Origin of the sequence: Cryobacterium sp. TMT2-14, from assembly GCF_004402465.1 — a bacterium.
In the GTDB taxonomy this organism is placed as follows: Bacteria; Actinomycetota; Actinomycetes; order Actinomycetales; family Microbacteriaceae; genus Cryobacterium; species Cryobacterium sandaracinum.
In genome coordinates this window covers 81,681-98,541 of the sequence record NZ_SOFV01000017.1, presented here as the reverse complement: position 1 = coordinate 98,541, position 16,861 = coordinate 81,681, and the positions used below count along the sequence as shown (strand labels likewise).

General features: G+C 69.1%; 13 protein-coding genes. 4 read left to right on the top strand and 9 right to left on the bottom strand.

Annotated elements, in window-relative coordinates:
• Positions 1–78: 78 nt before the first annotated feature.
• Both E3O28_RS06935 and E3O28_RS17320 read right to left on the bottom strand, forming a co-directional pair.
• Positions 79–471, bottom strand: a complete 393-nt coding sequence (locus tag E3O28_RS06935; RefSeq protein WP_104099715.1) for a TraR/DksA C4-type zinc finger protein — start codon at positions 469–471, stop codon at positions 79–81.
• Between the two features lie 183 nt (positions 472–654).
• On the bottom strand, positions 655–1,431 hold the full coding sequence (locus E3O28_RS17320) for a molybdopterin-dependent oxidoreductase (RefSeq protein WP_347232370.1): 777 nt from the start codon (positions 1,429–1,431) through the stop codon (positions 655–657).
• A gap of 1,056 nt (positions 1,432–2,487) precedes the next feature.
• Here E3O28_RS17320 and E3O28_RS06925 point away from each other — a divergent pair.
• The gene (locus tag E3O28_RS06925; protein ID WP_241973042.1) at positions 2,488–5,007 is read left to right on the top strand and encodes a DEAD/DEAH box helicase; all 2,520 of its coding nucleotides are present in this window, start codon (positions 2,488–2,490) and stop codon (positions 5,005–5,007) included.
• Between the two features lie 39 nt (positions 5,008–5,046).
• A complete protein-coding gene (locus E3O28_RS06920) occupies positions 5,047–6,096 on the top strand; it encodes a Gfo/Idh/MocA family oxidoreductase (RefSeq protein ID WP_104100795.1) in 1,050 nt (349 codons plus the stop codon).
• A gap of 410 nt (positions 6,097–6,506) precedes the next feature.
• Here E3O28_RS06920 and E3O28_RS06915 read toward each other — a convergent pair whose 3' ends face one another.
• From E3O28_RS06915 to E3O28_RS06900, 4 genes are all read right to left on the bottom strand, one after another.
• Positions 6,507–6,992 (bottom strand): LysM domain-containing protein, encoded by a 486-nt coding sequence (locus tag E3O28_RS06915; RefSeq protein ID WP_104100796.1) that lies wholly within the window; start codon positions 6,990–6,992, stop codon positions 6,507–6,509.
• 75 nt (positions 6,993–7,067) lie between these two features.
• Complete coding sequence (locus E3O28_RS06910) at positions 7,068–8,441, bottom strand: L-serine ammonia-lyase (RefSeq protein ID WP_134415475.1); 1,374 nt, start codon at positions 8,439–8,441, stop codon at positions 7,068–7,070.
• Between the two features lie 42 nt (positions 8,442–8,483).
• Positions 8,484–9,002: a CoA-binding protein gene (locus E3O28_RS06905; protein WP_241973046.1), complete on the bottom strand. Its 519-nt coding sequence runs from the start codon at positions 9,000–9,002 to the stop codon at positions 8,484–8,486.
• A 131-nt stretch (positions 9,003–9,133) separates the two neighbouring features.
• Positions 9,134–10,426: an O-acetylhomoserine aminocarboxypropyltransferase/cysteine synthase family protein gene (locus E3O28_RS06900; protein ID WP_134415473.1), complete on the bottom strand. Its 1,293-nt coding sequence runs from the start codon at positions 10,424–10,426 to the stop codon at positions 9,134–9,136.
• 121 nt (positions 10,427–10,547) lie between these two features.
• Between E3O28_RS06900 and E3O28_RS06895 the strand changes: the two genes are divergently transcribed.
• The gene (locus E3O28_RS06895) at positions 10,548–11,723 is read left to right on the top strand and encodes an FAD-dependent oxidoreductase (RefSeq protein ID WP_134401729.1); all 1,176 of its coding nucleotides are present in this window, start codon (positions 10,548–10,550) and stop codon (positions 11,721–11,723) included.
• A gap of 133 nt (positions 11,724–11,856) precedes the next feature.
• Here the strand turns inward: E3O28_RS06895 and E3O28_RS06890 are convergent, their stop codons facing one another.
• The 3 genes from E3O28_RS06890 to E3O28_RS06880 all read right to left on the bottom strand — a co-directional run bounded on the left by E3O28_RS06890 (position 11,857) and on the right by E3O28_RS06880 (position 15,747).
• Positions 11,857–12,849 (bottom strand): putative sulfate exporter family transporter, encoded by a 993-nt coding sequence (locus E3O28_RS06890; RefSeq protein ID WP_134415472.1) that lies wholly within the window; start codon positions 12,847–12,849, stop codon positions 11,857–11,859.
• 127 nt (positions 12,850–12,976) lie between these two features.
• On the bottom strand, positions 12,977–14,077 hold the full coding sequence (locus E3O28_RS06885) for an acyl-CoA desaturase (RefSeq protein WP_134343501.1): 1,101 nt from the start codon (positions 14,075–14,077) through the stop codon (positions 12,977–12,979).
• A gap of 182 nt (positions 14,078–14,259) precedes the next feature.
• Positions 14,260–15,747: a phospholipid carrier-dependent glycosyltransferase gene (locus E3O28_RS06880; RefSeq protein ID WP_134415471.1), complete on the bottom strand. Its 1,488-nt coding sequence runs from the start codon at positions 15,745–15,747 to the stop codon at positions 14,260–14,262.
• A gap of 39 nt (positions 15,748–15,786) precedes the next feature.
• On the opposite strand from E3O28_RS06880, the gene rsmI reads away from it, so the two are divergent.
• The gene (gene rsmI / locus E3O28_RS06875) at positions 15,787–16,653 is read left to right on the top strand and encodes a 16S rRNA (cytidine(1402)-2'-O)-methyltransferase (protein ID WP_134415470.1); all 867 of its coding nucleotides are present in this window, start codon (positions 15,787–15,789) and stop codon (positions 16,651–16,653) included.
• Positions 16,654–16,861: the final 208 nt, after the last annotated feature.

The following is a 16,861-nucleotide window of genomic DNA, read 5'->3' as shown; positions in this document are numbered from 1 at the left end:
ACGGAGATTTTGCCCAAAGCGGCCCTAGAATGACCAAAAACCGCTCTGGAGACCAGAATCTCCGTCGAATTGGTTCAGTCAGGCCCGGCGGTGCGCCTCCAACTCGCGCGCGCAGTCGATGCACAGCTCCGCGGACGGCCGGGCCCCGAGTCGTTCCCGGCCGATCGGTTCGCCCCGGCGGGTGCAGAACCCGTAGCTGCCGTCCACGATGCGCGCCAAGGCCTGGTCGATCGCCGCAGACTGCGCCGCCAGGTCGCTGTGCACACCCGAGATGCGCGACCACTCCATGGTCAGGGTGGGTCCTTCGGGGTCGTGCTCGTCGTCGGCGGTGCCGGTGTTTCTGGCCTTGATCACACCGTCGAGGGTGGTGCCGATCCGGCCGAGCGTGATGTCGAGGTCGCGGCGCTGATGGCGGAGCAGCTTCTCGAAGTGCCGCAGGTCGGCGGGGGTCAGTTTCGTCCGGGTGGGCATGGGCGTCTACTCCGCCGCCGGGGGGCGACGTGAGCCGCCGGCGCGCACTGTCGATCCGTCATTCCGGTGCATGATTCCCGTCCTCTCAAGCCGGGCACGGCAATGCGCCGGCACGCTGCGTGGTTCTCGCTGTTGAAGATACGCCCGCGCCGGCCGGCTGCCGCGGGACTGCGAGGGGTCGCTTCAGGCGACCGTGACCGGGATATCGTGCAGGCCGGTGGCCCCATCGGGGATCACGTCCCGGCGCACGGAAGTCTGCACCAGGCCCGCGGCATCCGTCGCCCGCACCCGCAGGGTGTGCCGCCCGGCCGATGCCGGCCAGACCCAGCTCCACTGGCGCCAAGTGTCGGCCGAGATCGCGTCGGCCAGGGTCGCGTCGTTCCAGGCTCCGTCGTCAACTTGCACCTGCACGCCGCGGATGCCCACGTACTGCGACCAGGCCACACCCGCCACGATCACCGGTCCGGCCGCGACGTCGGTGTTCCGGCTCGGCACATCGATCCGGGAGGAGAGCTTGACCGGTCCTCGGGCGGTCCAGCCGCGCGTCGTCCAGTAGGCGGTCTCCCGGTCGAAGCGGGTCACGTTCAACTCGACCACCCATTTCGTGGCCGACACGTAACCGTAGAGCCCGGGCACGACCATACGCACCGGGTAGCCGTGCTCGAGGGGGAGCGGCTCCCCGTTCATCCCCACCGCGAGGATCGCATTGCGGTCGTCGGTGAGAACCTCCAGCGGGGTGCCCGCGGTCCAGCCGTCCTCGCTGCGGGAGAGCACCATGTCGGCCCCGGCGAGAGGCCGGGCCCGCGCCAGCAACAGGCGGATCGGGTAGCCCAGCCAGGTCGCGTTGCCGATCAGGTCGCCGCCGACGGCGTTAGAGACGCAGGCGAGAGTGGTCGTGCTCTCCTCGAGGGGCAGGGCGAGGAGCTCGGCGAAGTCGATCTCGATCTCCCTCTCGACCATCCCGGTGACCGTCAGCGTCCAGGTTCCCGGGTCGATCCGGGGCACCTGCAGGGCGGTGTCGATGCGGTAGAAGTCGGCGTTCGGGGTGATCAGCGGAGTGAGGCCGGGGAGGTCCAGAGCGGCACCGTCTGGGATCGGGGCACCGGGAACGGCCGCGGCCGGCAGTGTGAAGCGCGCGCGCGCCGCATCCGTCGCCCGGATACCGGCCGAGATCAGCTGCCCGCCGGCCGCGGCGAGCACGCCCAGGCCGGCGCTGGCCCCGGCCCAAGCCAGGAACCGACGGCGGTCCGGAGCGGATGCTTCGGCGCCTCCGGGCGTGCGGCGCAGCTGGGCGACCATCACCGTGAGGAGCACGGCCGAAACGACCATCGCCAGCACTGCGGGCATCGCGTCGAAGGCGGCGGTGTTCTCCCGGGACAGCACCGCGAAGACGGCCAGCGCGCCGGCCAGGGCCACGAGGACCCGGCCGATCGGCGCCCGCCGGAACTCCAGCACCCCGGCGGCGGCGGCCAGCACCACGGCACCGAGCGCGACGCAGAACACCAGTACGACCTTGTCGGCCGTGCCGAACAGGGCGATGACGAGTTCCTTCAACCAGGCCGGGGCACGGTCGATGACCAGCGCGCCGACGGCGAAGATCGGGCTGCNACCAGGCCGGGGCACGGTCGATGACCAGCGCGCCGACGGCGAAGATCGGGCTGCCCACCGGGGCGAGCAGGGCGGCCGTCAGCTCGGCCGCGCCGAGGCCGGCCAAGGCGGCGGCCACGCCGGCCGTCGCGGGCCGCCCGAGCCTTGCCGGGGCCGATCGGGCCGGCGGCCCGGGCGCGGGAGGCGTCGGCGGCGTCGGAAATGAGGACGAGGAAACGTCGCGGCTGGCCATGTCGCCAGCTTAGATTTGCGGCCTGTGAGTCCTCCGCAACGGCCCGTGACGGCCGCGGTGATCGGGCATATCGTCCCCGTGTTCACGCTCAGCCGGAGGAGAGACCATGCTCGGTTCCGACCCGGCCGCCGGGCGCGGAGCGGATGCCCAGTGGAATAGGGCAGGATCGAAGGATCATGGCAACTCTCACCGCCCTCCCGCATGTCACCGATCCGGATGTGCTGTTCGAGGCCTTCGAAACGTGGGCGGGGGAGCAGGGTCTGTCCCTGTATCCCGCGCAGGAAGAGGCCCTGATCGAGATCGTCTCCGGGGCGAACCTGATCCTCAGCACCCCGACCGGCACCGGTAAGTCCCTGGTCGCCGTCGGTGCGCACTTCGCCGCGCTCTCGGCCGGCAAGCGCACCTTCTACACGGCGCCGATCAAGGCCCTCGTCAGCGAAAAGTTCTTCGCGCTGGTGGAGATCTTCGGCGCCGAGAACGTGGGCATGATGACGGGGGATTCCTCGGTCAACTCCGACGCCCCGATCATCTGCTGCACGGCGGAGATCCTGGCCAACCTCGCCCTGAGAAACGGTGAGGACACTCCTGTGGACCAGGTCGTGATGGACGAGTTCCACTTCTACGGCGACCCCGACCGCGGCTGGGCCTGGCAGGTGCCGCTGCTGCTCCTGCCCGGGGTGCAGTTCATCCTCATGTCGGCGACCCTCGGCGACGTCACGTTCATCGCCGACGACCTCTCGCGCCGCACCCGTCGGACCACCGCGGTCGTCACGGGCGTGGAGCGCCCGGTGCCGCTGCACTACTACTACGAGACCACGCCCGTGCATGAAACGGTGGAGGAGCTGCTGAAGACCGGGCAGGCTCCGATCTACATCGTGCACTTCGCCCAGGCGGCCGCGCTCGAACGGGCTCAGGCCCTCAGCAGCGTCAAGGTCGCCACCAAGGAACAGAAGGAGGCGATCGCGGAGCTGATCGGCGAGTTCCGCTTCACCACGAGCTTCGGCAAGACCCTGTCCCGGCTGATCCGGATGGGCATTGGCGTGCACCACGCCGGCATGCTGCCCAAGTACCGCCGCCTGGTGGAGCAGCTTGCTCAGCGCGGCCTGCTCCGCGTCATCTGCGGCACCGATACCCTCGGCGTGGGCATCAACGTGCCGATCCGCACCGTGCTCTTCACCGCACTCACCAAGTACGACGGCGTCAAGATGCGCCAGCTCAACGCCCGCGAATTCCACCAGATCGCTGGCCGCGCGGGCCGGGCCGGCTACGACACGGCCGGCACCGTCGTCATCCAGGCGCCCGACCACGAAACCGACAACCTCAAGGCCATCGAGAAGGCCGGCGACGACCCCAAGAAGAAGCGCAAGATCATCCGCAAGAAGGCGCCCGAGGGTTTCGTGTCCTGGGGTGAGCCCTCGTTCCAGCGGCTCGTGGCGGCCGAGCCGGAAACGATGCACTCGAGCATGCAGATGACCGCGGCGATGCTGATCAATGTCATCGGGCGCGGCGGTGACGCGTTCACCCACGTCCACGACCTGATCTTCGACAACCACGAACCCTGGAATCGCCAGCTCGCGCACGCCCGGCGTGCCCTCGGGATCTACAAGACCCTGCGCGCGGCAGGGATCGTGGAGCAAAGCGCGGCCGGGGACATCCGTCTCACCGTCGACCTGCAGCCCAACTTCGCCCTCAACCAGCCACTGTCGCCGTTCGCGCTCGCCGCGTTCGACCTGCTCGACGCCGACCCCGATGTGGCCGGCCCCGGCAGCGGCCACTACGCCCTCGACATGATCTCCATCGTCGAGGCCACCCTCGACAACCCGCGCCCGGTGCTGATGGGCCAGCAGTTCGCGGCCCGCGGCGAGGCCGTGAACGCCATGAAACGCGAGGGCATCGAATACGACGAGCGGATGGCGCTGCTCGAGGAGATCACCTGGCCGAAGCCGCTCGAGGAGTTGCTGCACGTCACCTTCACCACCTACAAGGAATCCCAGCCGTGGATCGCCGACTTCGAGCTCAGCCCGAAGACGGTCGTGCGGGACATGTACGAGCGGGCCATGTCCTTCGGTGAGTTCGTGGCCTTCTACAAGCTCGCCCGCAGCGAGGGCGTCGTTCTCCGCTATCTCTCGGATGCGTACCGGGCCGCCCGGCAAACCATCCCCGACGACGCCAAGACGGAAGACCTGCTCGACCTGATCGAGTGGCTGGGCGAGCTGGTGCGCCAGGTCGACTCGAGCCTGCTCGACGAGTGGGAGGAACTCATCCACCCGGACCTTGCCGTGCACTCGGATGCTGCGCAGTCGGTGCTGCCGCCCGCGCCCCGCCGCCTGACCACCAATGCGCGCGCGTTCCGCATCCTGGTGCGCAACGAGCTCTTCCGCCGGGTGCAGCTGGCCGCGCTCGAGAACTATGACGCCCTGGGCGAGCTTGACCGGGAACACGGTTTCCACACGGATGCCTGGGTCGATGCCATGGACGGCTATTTCGCCGAGCACGACGAGCTGCTGACCGGGGCGAATGCGCGCAGCGCAGACCTGATCATCTTCGACGAGGGCGCATCCGTCTGGACCGTGCGGCAGATATTCGACGACCCGGCGGGGGACCACGACTGGGGCATCAGTGCCACGGTCGACCTGGCCGACTCCGACGAGCTGGGCGCCGCCGTCGTGCGCGTCACCGGCGTCGACCGGCTGTAGCGGGCCGGGCGGAAGCCGCACCGGGAGTACCGTGGGAGCATGACGCAGTCGCCAGCATCCGTCGCCCCAATCCGCACCGGACTGATCGGGTTCGGCACGTCCGGACGCGTGTTCCACAGCCCGCTCCTCGGCGCGAACCCCGAGTTCTCGCTCGACCTGATCGTCACCCGCGATCCCGTGCGGCGCGAGCAGGCCGGTGAGCGTCACCCGGGGGTGCGCCTGATGTCGACCGCCGAGGACCTGTTCGCCGCCGCGGACGACCTGGACCTGGTCGTGATCGGCTCACCGTCGGGCACGCACGTCGAACTCGCCCACGCCGCCCTCGACGCCGGGCTCGCCGTGGTCGTCGACAAGCCCTTCGCGGTGACGGCCCGGGAAGGCCGCGGCCTGATCGAGAAGGCCGTGAGCCTCGGCCTGCCGCTCACCGTGTTCCAGAACCGGCGCTGGGACGGCGACTTCCTCACCCTGCGTGGCGTAATCGAAGCGGGGGCGCTCGGCGATGTGCGCCGGTTCGAGTCCCGGTTCGAATGGTGGAAGCCGGAGCAGACCAAATCGTGGAAGGTCGGCGCGACCATCCAACAGGGCGGCGGGGTGCTCTTCGACCTCGGCGCCCACCTGATCGACCAGGCCCTGCAACTGTTCGGCCCGGTCGACGACGTCTACGCGGAGACCCTCATTCGACGCCCGGGTGGGGTCGCCGACGATGACACCTTCGTGGCGCTGCACCACGGGTCGGGGGTGCGCTCGCACCTGTGGATGAACGGGATCGCCGCCCAGGTCGGCCCGCGCTTCCACGTCCTCGGCTCCGAGGCGGGCTACACCAAGTGGGGCCTCGACGGCCAGGAGACCGCCCTCGCGGCGGGTGCCCGACCGACCGACCCGGGTTTCGGCGTCGACCCGGAGTCCGCCTGGGGCGTACTCGGACGGGACGGCGCGCTGACCCGGGTGCCGACCGAGCGCGGCAACTATGCGGCGTTCTACACCGGTCTGGCCGACGCGATCCTGCGTGGGGCTCCGATCCCGGTCGACCCGCGGGAGTCGCTGCGCACGATCACCCTGATCGAGCGCATCAACCTGCTGACGCACTAAGGCGCGTGCGTCCCGGCCCCGCCGTTGCGGCGCACCCGGACGGACGGGGCCGACTCCACCGCGTGGACGCTGTCCATCGCTTAGGGAGGGCCGTGCCCCGTGTCGAACCAATTCGACGGAGATCCTGCTTTAAAAGTGCGTTTTCGGCGTGACTGGGTGCGATTCGGCCACAATCTCCGTCGAATTCGTTCGCAACGGAGTTGTTGAAGGGACGGCCCGACCGTCCCGCGAGAATGCTCTCCCGCGTGGATGGCGGTGCCATCCGGAGCGTCCGTTTCCGCGTCGGTCTCGGCCCGGAGAATTGTGGGAACCCCACTGCCGTGCCGCCCCGACGTTCGAGGCGTGTCACCACCTTGACGAGCGGGCTACCGGAGCCCTAGAGAGAAGCTGGGAATGTACCCCTGAGCGCGCTACCCAGTGGTGGTCCAGTCGAGGTTGATCACGTCCCGGATGTAGATATTCTCACCCAGACCCGACACCGACGGATTCATGCGCAACAGCTGCTGCACCGGTAGGTCGAAGCGCTGCGCGATGGCGAAGAAGTCGTCGCCCTCCAGCACGGAGTAGCTGGTCGGGGCGCCCGCACCATCGGTGACCGGGGCGCCGGTGGCCCCCGTACTGGCGCCAAGGTCGACGGCCGGGCCCTCGGGCAGCGGCTCCACGGGCACGGCCTCGGCGTTGGGCGTGATAGTCGGATTCGGCACAACCGGGGCCTCGGGCTCAGGGGTCGGCGTGGGGGTGGGAGTCGCAGTGGGCGTCGGCGTGAGGGTAACCGTCGCGGTGACCACCGGAGCGGGGGCGCCGGCGCACCCGGTGAGGCCGAGCGGGAGCAGCAGTATGGCGGCCAGAGCGACCCGCGCCCAGACAGGAGTGGTTGTCGGTCGCGCAGAATTCATCGGATGTCCCCCTCGCAGAAAGTTCCGTTCGTGCCCCCGAGCGGATGCGTCCAGCTTAGGGCGCGAGTGGCGATGTCAGCACTCGATCACGTTGACGGCGAGGCCACCCTCACTGGTCTCCTTGTACTTGGTCGACATGTCCAGGCCGGTCTGGCGCATGGTTTCGATCACGGCGTCGAGGGAGACGAGGTGCGTGCCGTCGCCGTGCAGGGCCAGCCGGGCCGCCGACACGGCGGTCGACGCGGCGATGGCGTTGCGCTCGATGCACGGCACCTGCACGAGCCCGCCGACGGGGTCGCAGGTGAGGCCCAGGTGGTGCTCCATCGCGATCTCGGCCGCGTTCTCCACCTGCCGCGGCGTGCCGCCGAGAACGGCGCAGAGTGCGCCGGACGCCATGGCGCAAGCGGAGCCGACCTCGGCCTGGCAGCCGCCCTCCGCCCCGGAGATGGAGGCGTTGGCCTTTACGAGCGAACCGATGGCGACGGCGGTGAGCAGATAGCGACGGATTCCCGCGGCATCCGCCCCGGGCACGAAGCGCAGGTAGTAGTGGCCGACCGCGGGGATGATGCCGGCCGCGCCGTTGGTGGGGGCGGTGACCACGCGGCCGCCGGAGGCGTTCTCCTCGTTGACGGCGAGGGCGAATGCATGCAGCCATTCGGTCGAGGTGTCGCGTTCACGCGACGGCAGCCGGTCATATTCCTCTAGCTGCATGCGCACGGCCGCCGCGCGGCGCTTGACCTGAAGGCCGCCGGGGAGGGTGCCAGTGGCCTCGAGTCCTGACTCCACGCAGTCGCTCATGGCGTTCCAAATCGCGTCGAGGCCGACGTCGAGCGCCTCGGCCCCGTGGATCGTCTCCTCGTTGGCGCGGGCGATGTCGCAGATTGCGACGGCGTAAAGGTCGCAGAGGGCGAGGAGTTCGGCGCTGGAGGAGTACTGCCGCGGCTGTGGCACGGCCCTGCATGGGCCGATCGGGTCGCCGTCGCGCCGAATGAAGCCGCCGCCGATCGAGTACCAGGTCTCCTCGAGCAGGGGGACGGCGTCGTGCCCCCAGGCCGTGAGGGTCAGCGCGTTGGGGTGGCCGGGCAGCCGGGTGCGCGCCTCGAAGGACACGTCGTCCTTTCGCACGGGGATGGCATGGCTGCCGCCGAGCATCAGCACGGCGTCGTCGGCCAGGCCGGACCAGGCGGAGCGCACGTCATCCGGGTCGCAGGTCTCGGGGCGGAGCCCGGAGAGGCCGGCCAGGACTGCGTCGGGCGTGCCGTGGCCGAGTCCGGTCGAGCCGAGCGAGCCGTAGAGCGAGCAGCCGATTCGGGCCACGTCGGCGAGCAGACCGGCATCGCGCAGGTGGTCGGCGAAGGTGAGCGCCGCCCGCATCGGGCCCACCGTGTGGGAGCTGGAGGGGCCGATGCCGATGGAGAAGAGGTCGAGTGCCGACACATACGCAGTCATCCGACCATCGTAACCGTGCCGGGGTTGCGCCCCGGGGACGGATCAGCGGATGGTTTTGCGCGCCGTGATCTGGCCGGTGTCGAACCCGAGGAGGTGCAGCCCTCCGTGGAACCGGGCGTGCTCGATCTTGATGCAGCGGTCCATCACCACGGTGAGCCCCTTCGATTCGCCGTATTCGGCGGCCTCTTGGTTCCAGATGCCCAGCTGCACCCAGACGGTGGGCGCCCCGATTGCGAGCACCTCGTCGATCACGGCCGGGATGTCGTTGGCGCGACGGAACACGTCGACGATGTCGGGCACCTCGGGCAGCGACGCGAGGTCCGGGTAGGCCGTCTCACCGAGGATCGTCTTCGCGTTCGGGTTGACGAAGTAGACCCGGTAGTCGCTCGACTGCTGCAGGTAGGTACCCACGAAATAACTGGAGCGGGCCGGATTCGGCGACGCGCCGACGATGGCGATCGACTTCGCGGCCCGCAGGATCTTCAGCCGGGCCTTGGCGTCGGGACCCACCCAGGTGCGCTGGGATTTCAGCAGCTTCGCGAGGGGGGAACCGGTGGGCACTGAGCAGCTGAGCCCATTGGCGAGGTGCACGGTGTCGTGCGCGGCGGCATCCGTGACCGTTGCGGCGGCGCTGTCGGCGGCGCTGTCGGGGGTGGCGTCGGGGGTGGCGTCGATGTTCACGTGGTGCTCGCTCATTTGGTCCCCGCAATCCGGCCAAGGGCCTGGTCGAGGTCGTAGATGATGTCCTCGACGTCTTCGATGCCCACGCTGATGCGGACCAGGCCGGGCAACACGCCGGCGTCGACGAGCTGGGTCTCGTTCAGCTGCGCATGGGTGGTGGAGGCCGGGTGGATGACCAGGGTCTTGGCGTCGCCGATGTTGGCGAGGTGGCTGGCCAGGTCGACCGATTCGATGAAGGTGCGCCCGGCGTCGCGGCCGCCCTTCACGCCGAAGCTGAAGACCGATCCGGGGCCCTGCGGCAGGTATTTGAGGCCCCGGTCATAGTGCGGGTGGGCCGGCAGCCCGGCCCAGTTGACGTACTCGATCCGGGGATCGGCGTCGAGCCACTGGGCAACCGCGCGCGCGTTGTCCACGTGCGCCTGCATGCGGAACGGGAGCGTCTCGACGCCCTGGGCGAGGAGAAACGCGGAGTGCGGGGAGAGGGCCGGGCCGATGTCGCGCAGCTGCTCGGCGCGCAGGCGGGTGAGGAACGCGTACTCGCCGAAGTTGCCGGCCCACTCGAGACCGCCGTAGCTGGGCACCGGCTCGCCGAAGAGCGGGAACTTGTCGCTGTGCCAGTCGAAGCGTCCGCTCTCGACGACGACGCCGCCGAGGGTGGTGCCGTGCCCGCCGAGGAACTTGGTGGCGGAGTGGATCACGATGTCGGCGCCCCACTCGATCGGCCGGGTCAGGTAGGGCGTGGCGATAGTCGAGTCGATCACCAGGGGGATCCCGGCCGCGTGGGCGACGGCGGCGAGTCCCTCGATGTCGGCGACCTCGCCGGACGGGTTGGCCACCGTCTCGGCGAAGATCAGCTTGGTTTTCTCGGTGATCGCGGCGGCGTAGTCGGCCGCGTCGGCGCTGCGCACGAACGTCGTCTCGACCCCGAACCGGCGCAGCGTCACGTCGAGCTGGGTGATCGAGCCGCCGTAGAGGTTGGCACTGGAGACGATGTGGTCTCCCGAGCCGGCGAGGCTGGCGAAGGTGATGTACTGCGCGGACAGGCCGCTGGCGGTGGCGACGGCACCCAGCCCGCCCTCGAGGCTGGCCACGCGCTCCTCGAAGGCCGCCACGGTCGGGTTCGAGAGGCGGGAGTAGACGTTGCCGTACTTCTGCAGGGCGAAGCGGGCGGCGGCATCCAACGCGTCATCGAAGACGAACGCGCTGGTCTGGTAGATCGGCAGGGCCCGCGCGCCGGTCACGGCATCGGGGATGTTGCCTGCGTGGATTGCCCGGGTCTTGAAACCGTACTCGCGATCTGCCATGGCCTTACGTTAGCGATGATCGGCGGGGGGTTCGGGACAAGGGCGTAACAGTGCGAAACGGATGCCGACTTGCGGCCGCCCCGGTGCCCGCGCCTGCCGCCCGGTCGGGCAGGATAAGGGCATGGAAGAGCGCGTGGAGACGGTCGTCATCGGCGGCGGGGCAATGGGGTCGGCGACGGCCTGGCAGCTGGCGCGTCGGGGCCGGCCGGTCACCGTGCTGGAGCGGTTCACGCCCGGGCACCTCAACGGCGCCTCGCACGGCGCCTCCCGCAATTTCAACACCGCCTACGCCGAACCGACCTACGTGGCGATGCTTGCCGAGGCGCTGTCGCTCTGGCGCGAGCTGGAAGCAGAGACGCAGAGCACACTCCTGCGTCAGGTCGGCGTCGTCAATCACGGGGCGAATCCGTCGTTCGACCGAGTGGCGGCAATGCTGGCCCGGGTGGGCCTGTGCGCCGAGTTCCTCGCCCCAGAGGCCGCAGCCGAACGCTGGCCGGGCATCCGCTTCGACGGCCGGGTGCTGTTCGCCCCCGACGCCGGCCGGGTGAACGCGGACGCCGCGGTCACCGCCCTGCAGACCGCCGCGGCCACCGCCGGGGCCGACGTGCGGCACAGCATCCGCGTGCAGCGCCTGGAAGTGCAGGGCGATGACCGGGTGCGGGTGACCCACGAGGCCGGCACGATCATCGCCCGCCGCGCCGTCGTCACGGTCGGCGCGTGGACCAGCGCACTGCTGGCCGGGGTGATCCCGATGCCGCGCCTCACGGTGACGCAGGAGCAGCCGGCGCACTTCGCCTTGCGCGACGCCTCCCCGGCCGCCGCCGCACACGCCGAGACCGAGTGGCCCGGCTTCAACCATGCGCCCGCCTGGTCCGACCCGCGCTACGGATACTGGTACTCGCCGGTCTACGGCATGTACACGCCCGGCCAGGGGATCAAAGCCGGCTGGCACGGCGTGGGTCCCGGCACCGACCCGGATGCGCGCAGCTTCCAACCCGAGCCCGTTCAGCTGGCTGCCCTGGCGCGCTACGTGCGCGAATGGCTGCCCGGCGCCGACCCCGACACGCTCGAACCGGTCAGTTGCACCTACACGACCACGGCCGACGAGGACTTCGTGCTCGACCGGGTGGGCCCCGTGATCGTGGGGGCCGGCTTTAGCGGCCACGGCTTCAAGTTCACGCCGACGGTCGGGCGAATCCTCGCCGACCTGACCACGGGCACCGCAGCCGCTCCGCCGCGGTTCGCCCTGAACCGGGCGCCGAACGCCGCGGCCGGGGGCTGGCTCTCCCGCCGTTGAGCGCCACCTCGCTGTTCGGCGTCGAACCAATTCGACGGAGATTCTGCTCTGAAAGTGCGTTTTCGGCCTGATTGGGTGCGATTCGGGCCAAATCTCCGTCGAATTCGTTCGGGACGGAGCCGCTGACACCGGCTCAGGGCAGCTGCACGGCGGCGAGGGCGAGGGTGGCGATCAACGTCCAGGAGGTCAGACCCACGAGGAGGGCCCTGCCTCCGGTGCGCAGAATGGAACCGAGGTTAACGGCGGCGCCGAGCCCGAAGAGCGCGGCCGCGAGCAGGTAGGTCTGCACGGTGTCCGCGCCGGCCAACACGGCGTCCGGCAGCGGGGCGAACGTGCGCACGAGAACGGCGGCCAGGAAACCGGCCACGAACAGGGGCACGAGCGGCGGGCGGGACACGGGGGCATCCGTCACCGTGGCGACGCGCGTCTCGCGGCGGCGCTCGCCGACGGCGATGACGGCGACGATCGGCGCGAGTAGCAGCACCCGGGTGAGCTTCACGACGACGGCCACGGCCAGTGCGGCGGGCCCGGCGATCTGCGCGGTCGCGACGACCTGGCCGACGTCGTGCACGCCGGCGCCGACCCAGTGCCCGAACTGCAGATCGGTCAGACCGAGCGGATGCCACAGCACCGGCAGAACCGCGATGGCCAGCGTGCCGCAGAGGGTGACCAGGGCGATCGGGGTGGCGGTGTCGACATCCTTCGCCTTGACCACCCCGCTCATCGCGCCGATCGCGGACGCCCCGCAGATGGAGAAGCCGGTGGCGATCAGGATCGGCTGGCGGCCGGGCAGGCGAACCGCGCGCCCGAGCCAGTAGGTGCCGACGAAGGTGAGCAGCACGATCAGGACGGTGGTCATGATAGTCACCCAGCCCAAGCCCAGGATGTCCACCAGGCTCAGCTTCAGGCCGAGCAGCACGATGCCGATGCGCATGAACCGGGTGGCCGCGAGCTTCAGGCCCTTGGAAAGGACTCCCGTCAACGCACTGTGGGCGACCGGGAGATTACCGGCGACGATTCCGAAGGCGACAGCGAGCGTGAGCAGCGGCAGGGCAGGGAGGAGCGCGTGGACGATTCCGGCGAGCAGCGCGGCCGCAGCCGCGACCAGCACACCGGGCAGCCACATTGCACCGAGTTTACGGCCATCTTTGCCCGCGGCGGGCCTGGTACCCGTCGCCGACCCGTGAGAAAAGCCCCTCTCCCGCACGGGGACAGGGGCTTTGCTCACGGCTCGTCGGAGTGCTGCAGCCGATCTACCGGTGGTGGAACCGGGCGACCATCGGGCAGTCGAACGGGTCGCGGGCGCCGAGCCCGACCTTGTTCAGGTAAGCGATGACGATGCCGTAGGACTCGAAGAGCGACGTCTCCGTGTAAAGGATGTTGTGCGTCTTGCAGTATTCCTTGGTGATCTCCTGGGCCTTGCGCAGGTGCGGACGAGCCATGTTCGGGAACAGGTGGTGCTCGACCTGATAGTTGAGTCCGCCCATGAACGTGTCCATGAACGTGCCGCCGCGGATGTTGCGGGAGGTGAGCACCTGGCGGCGGAGAAAGTCCACTTTGCTCTCGTGGGGGAGCTGCGGCATGCCCTTGTGGTTCGGCGCGAAGGACGCCCCCATGTAGACACCGAAGACGGCCAGCTGCACGCCGATGAACGCGAACGCCATGCCGACGGGGAGGAAGTAGAAAATCGCGGCGACATAGAGCACGATGCGGGTGGTCAGCATACTGATCTCGAGCCAGCGCTTGTCGACCTTCTTCTTGCCGAAGACGGTTTTGAAACCCTGCACGTGCAGGTTGAACCCCTCGGCCATCAGGAGCGGGAAGAAGAGATAGCCCTGCTTGCGCGTGACGAACGAGCCGAGCCAGCTGACCTTCGCTGCGTCCTCTTCCCGAAAGACGATGAAGTCGGGGGCGATGTCCGGGTCCTTGCCGATGACGTTCGGATTGGCGTGGTGACGACTGTGCTTGTTCATCCACCAGGCGTAGCTGATGCCGACGAACAGGTTGGCGAGGATGCGCCCGGCGCGGTCATTCGCGCGACCGCCCTCGAACACTTGGCGGTGCGACGCCTCGTGGGCGAGGAACGCGTACTGGGTGAGGATGATGCCGAGCACGCCCGCGACGATGAGCTGGTACCAGCTGTCGCCGAGCAGCACGAACGCGGTCCCGGTTCCCAGGGTGGCGAGCACGAGCATGGAGAAGACGAACCAGTAGAAACCGGTGGCGCGCTTCAGAAGTCCAAGGTTGCGCACGGTGTGCAGCAGCGATGAATACTCGGTGGTGGGGTTTTTCGAATCGCCACCCGGGCGGGTCTTGACAATGCGCACCGTGGGTGCGGCAACAGCTTCCGACATGAGGCCTTTGGTTTGTATCCGGACTTCTCAGTCGATGATGGAGCAGACACTCGTAAAACAGATATCCGTATTCTATGGGCCGGACCCCTTGGAGACGGGTGCTTTCACACCGCTTTCCCAGTCGGTATATGCCCACAGAGGCATATAAGTGGCTTCCGGTTTCCCGGAAAAGCGCGTGAAAGTCAGCGCCAGCTGGGAAGCCAGATGTGCAGTTGCCAGAACGTAAACGGGGTCTGGATGCCCGTCCAGAGCGGGTAGAAATACGCGCTGAGGAGCGCGGCCGCCACCAGGAAGCCCAGCACGACCCAGCCTGCCCGGGGAAGCAGAACGCCGATCACGAAAGTGAGGCCGAGGAGCAGGTAGGGCTCGAACGCGATCGTGTAGAACTGGAAGACCGTGCGGTTCAGGTACATCAGCCAGGGCAGGTAGCCCGCGACCAGCCCCATCAGGATCAGGCCGACCTGCCACTCGCGGTAGCGCGCCAGGCGATACACCAGGTAGAAGGCCGCCGCCGTGGCCGCCCACCAGATCATCGGATTCGCAATGCCGGTGATCGCCTCGGAGCAGATGGCGACGTCGCATCCGTTCTCGCCCAGAGCGGAGCCGCGGTAGTACATGCTTGTCGGGCGGCTCATGAACAGCCAGGTCAACGGGTTCGCCTGATACGGATGCGGCGTGGAGAGCCCGACGTGATAGGTGTAAGCCGCCACCTGGTAGTGCCAGAAGCTTTGCACCGAGTCGGGAATCCAGGCGAGGGCGCCGGTCCACGCGGCATCCGGCGTAGTGGCCCAGTCGCGGTAGTAGCCTCCCCGGGTGACGAACCAGCCGGTCCAGGAGGCCAGGTAGGTGGCGACGGCCACCGGCACGATCAGCAGGAAGGTCGCCGGTGCCTGCTTGAGCACGGCGGCGCTGAACCAGAACGGGAGCCCGGCGCGGCGCCGGGCGAGGGCGTCGACGAGAACAAGGTAGACGCCGAAGGCGGCGAGGAAGTAGATGCCCGACCACTTGACGCTGCAGGCGAGCCCGAAGGCAAGGCCGGCCGCGAGCAGCCAGGGCCGCCGCCACAGGGTCGGCCCCCAGCCCGGCTCCCGCCCGGCCTCACGCGCCTGGACCAGGCGGGCAGACAGCCTGGTGGCGTGCCGGTCCCGGTCGAGCAGCACAGCGCCAAACCCGAGAAGGGAGAAGAACATCACGGAGTTGTCCAGCAGGGCCACGCGCGACATCACGATGGCGTTGCCGTCGATGGCGAAAAGGAACCCGGCGATCACGGCCAGCACGGTCGACGCGAACAGCTTCTTCGCGATCAACATCAGCAGCACGACCGCCAGCACACCGATCAGGGCGGTGGCGATCCGCCAGCCCCAGCTGTGTTCGGGGCCGACGACAGCCATACCCAGTGCGATCAGCCACTTGCCGAGCGGCGGATGCACCACGAACGACGGGTCGGACAGGAAGACATCGGTCTGCCCGGCGGCGAAGAGGGCGTCCGCCCCCTCGGGCCAGGTCGACTCGTAGCCGAGGTTGTTGAGAGTCCAGGCGTCTTTCACATAGAAGGTTTCGTCGAACACCAGCCCGTGCGGCACGCCGAGATTCCAGAGTCGCAGCACCGCCGCGAGCAGGGTCACCGCCAGCGGCCCGGCCCAGAAGAAAACGCGGCTTGTCACGAACACGTGACCATCGTAGTGATCCGTGGCTGCGAGACTGGGACCATGATCCTCCTGGCTGCCACCCCGATCGGAAACCTGGGCGACGCGTCAAAGCGTCTGATCGAGGCGCTCGGCACGATGACGATTATCGCCGCCGAGGACACCCGGGTCACCGTGCACCTGCTCAAGGCCCTGGGCATCGAGAACCGCCCGCGGCTGATCAGCCTGCACGACCACAACGAGCGCGGCAAGGCGGCCGAACTCGTCGAACTCGCCCGCGACACCGACATCCTGGTGCTCAGCGACGCAGGGATGCCGACGGTATCCGACCCGGGTTTCCACCTGGTGGATGCCGCGGTGGCGGCCGGCGTCGTCGTGTCGGTGTTGCCCGGGCCGTCGGCCGTGCTCGCCGCGCTCGCCGTGTCCGGGCTGCCGACGGACCGGTTCACCTTCGAGGGGTTCCTGCCCCGCAAGCACGGCGACCGGGTTTCGGCCCTCCGCGAGGTGGCCGCGGAGCGGCGCACAATGGTTTTTTTCGAATCGCCCAACCGGCTGGCGGCCTCCCTCACCGATCTGGCTGCGGTGTTCGGGGCCGGGCGCCGCGTCGTGGTCTGCCGTGAGCTGACCAAATTTTACGAGGAAGTGAAGCGCGGTACAGCGACCGAGCTGGCTGAGTGGGCTGCCGGCGGGGTCAAGGGCGAGATCGCCATTGTGGTCGCCGGGGCGGAGGCACGCGTGCTGGATCTGGAGACCGGGGTGGTCGAGGTGCTCGCGCTGGTGGAGTCGGGCATCCGTCTCAAGGATGCGGCCGCCGACGTGTCCGCCGCCACCGGGCTCGGTAAGCGCGCCCTCTACGAGGCGGCGCTGGAGCGCAAGACGTGCAAGCCCGCCGCGGCCCGCGCGGACTTCCAGGCTCTGCCTCTGCCCTGACAGGAGTTCGCGGCCGGGGGGCACGACGGCGCGATCGTGCTCAGCAGATCCCGTGGACTACCCGCACCAAAAGGTGCACGGCCCGGACGTGCGGGAGTCCCTCGCCCTCCGGGACGCCCCGAACCGGACCCGGGCCCGGCCGCGCGGCAGGTGCTGCCGCCGGACTTCGGCCTACGCACCACGACGATCGCGGCACAAAGTAACACGG

Bases quoted from the DNA above. Each gene is read 5' to 3' on its own strand.
- E3O28_RS06895 (WP_134401729.1), top strand. From the start codon at position 10,548: ATGGAAGAGCGCGTGGAGACGGTCGTCATCGGCGGCGGGGCAATGGGG.
- E3O28_RS06910 (WP_134415475.1), bottom strand. From the start codon at position 8,441: ATGACTGCGTATGTGTCGGCACTCGACCTCTTCTCCATCGGCATCGGC.
- E3O28_RS06900 (WP_134415473.1), bottom strand. From the start codon at position 10,426: ATGGCAGATCGCGAGTACGGTTTCAAGACCCGGGCAATCCACGCAGGC.
- E3O28_RS06890 (WP_134415472.1), bottom strand. From the start codon at position 12,849: ATGTGGCTGCCCGGTGTGCTGGTCGCGGCTGCGGCCGCGCTGCTCGCC.
- E3O28_RS17320 (WP_347232370.1), bottom strand. From the start codon at position 1,431: ATGGTCGAGAGGGAGATCGAGATCGACTTCGCCGAGCTCCTCGCCCTG.
- E3O28_RS06925 (WP_241973042.1), top strand. From the start codon at position 2,488: ATGGCAACTCTCACCGCCCTCCCGCATGTCACCGATCCGGATGTGCTG.
- E3O28_RS06885 (WP_134343501.1), bottom strand. From the start codon at position 14,077: ATGTCGGAAGCTGTTGCCGCACCCACGGTGCGCATTGTCAAGACCCGC.
- E3O28_RS06915 (WP_104100796.1), bottom strand. From the start codon at position 6,992: ATGAATTCTGCGCGACCGACAACCACTCCTGTCTGGGCGCGGGTCGCT.
- E3O28_RS06935 (WP_104099715.1), bottom strand. From the start codon at position 471: ATGCCCACCCGGACGAAACTGACCCCCGCCGACCTGCGGCACTTCGAG.
- rsmI (WP_134415470.1), top strand. From the start codon at position 15,787: ATGATCCTCCTGGCTGCCACCCCGATCGGAAACCTGGGCGACGCGTCA.
- E3O28_RS06920 (WP_104100795.1), top strand. From the start codon at position 5,047: ATGACGCAGTCGCCAGCATCCGTCGCCCCAATCCGCACCGGACTGATC.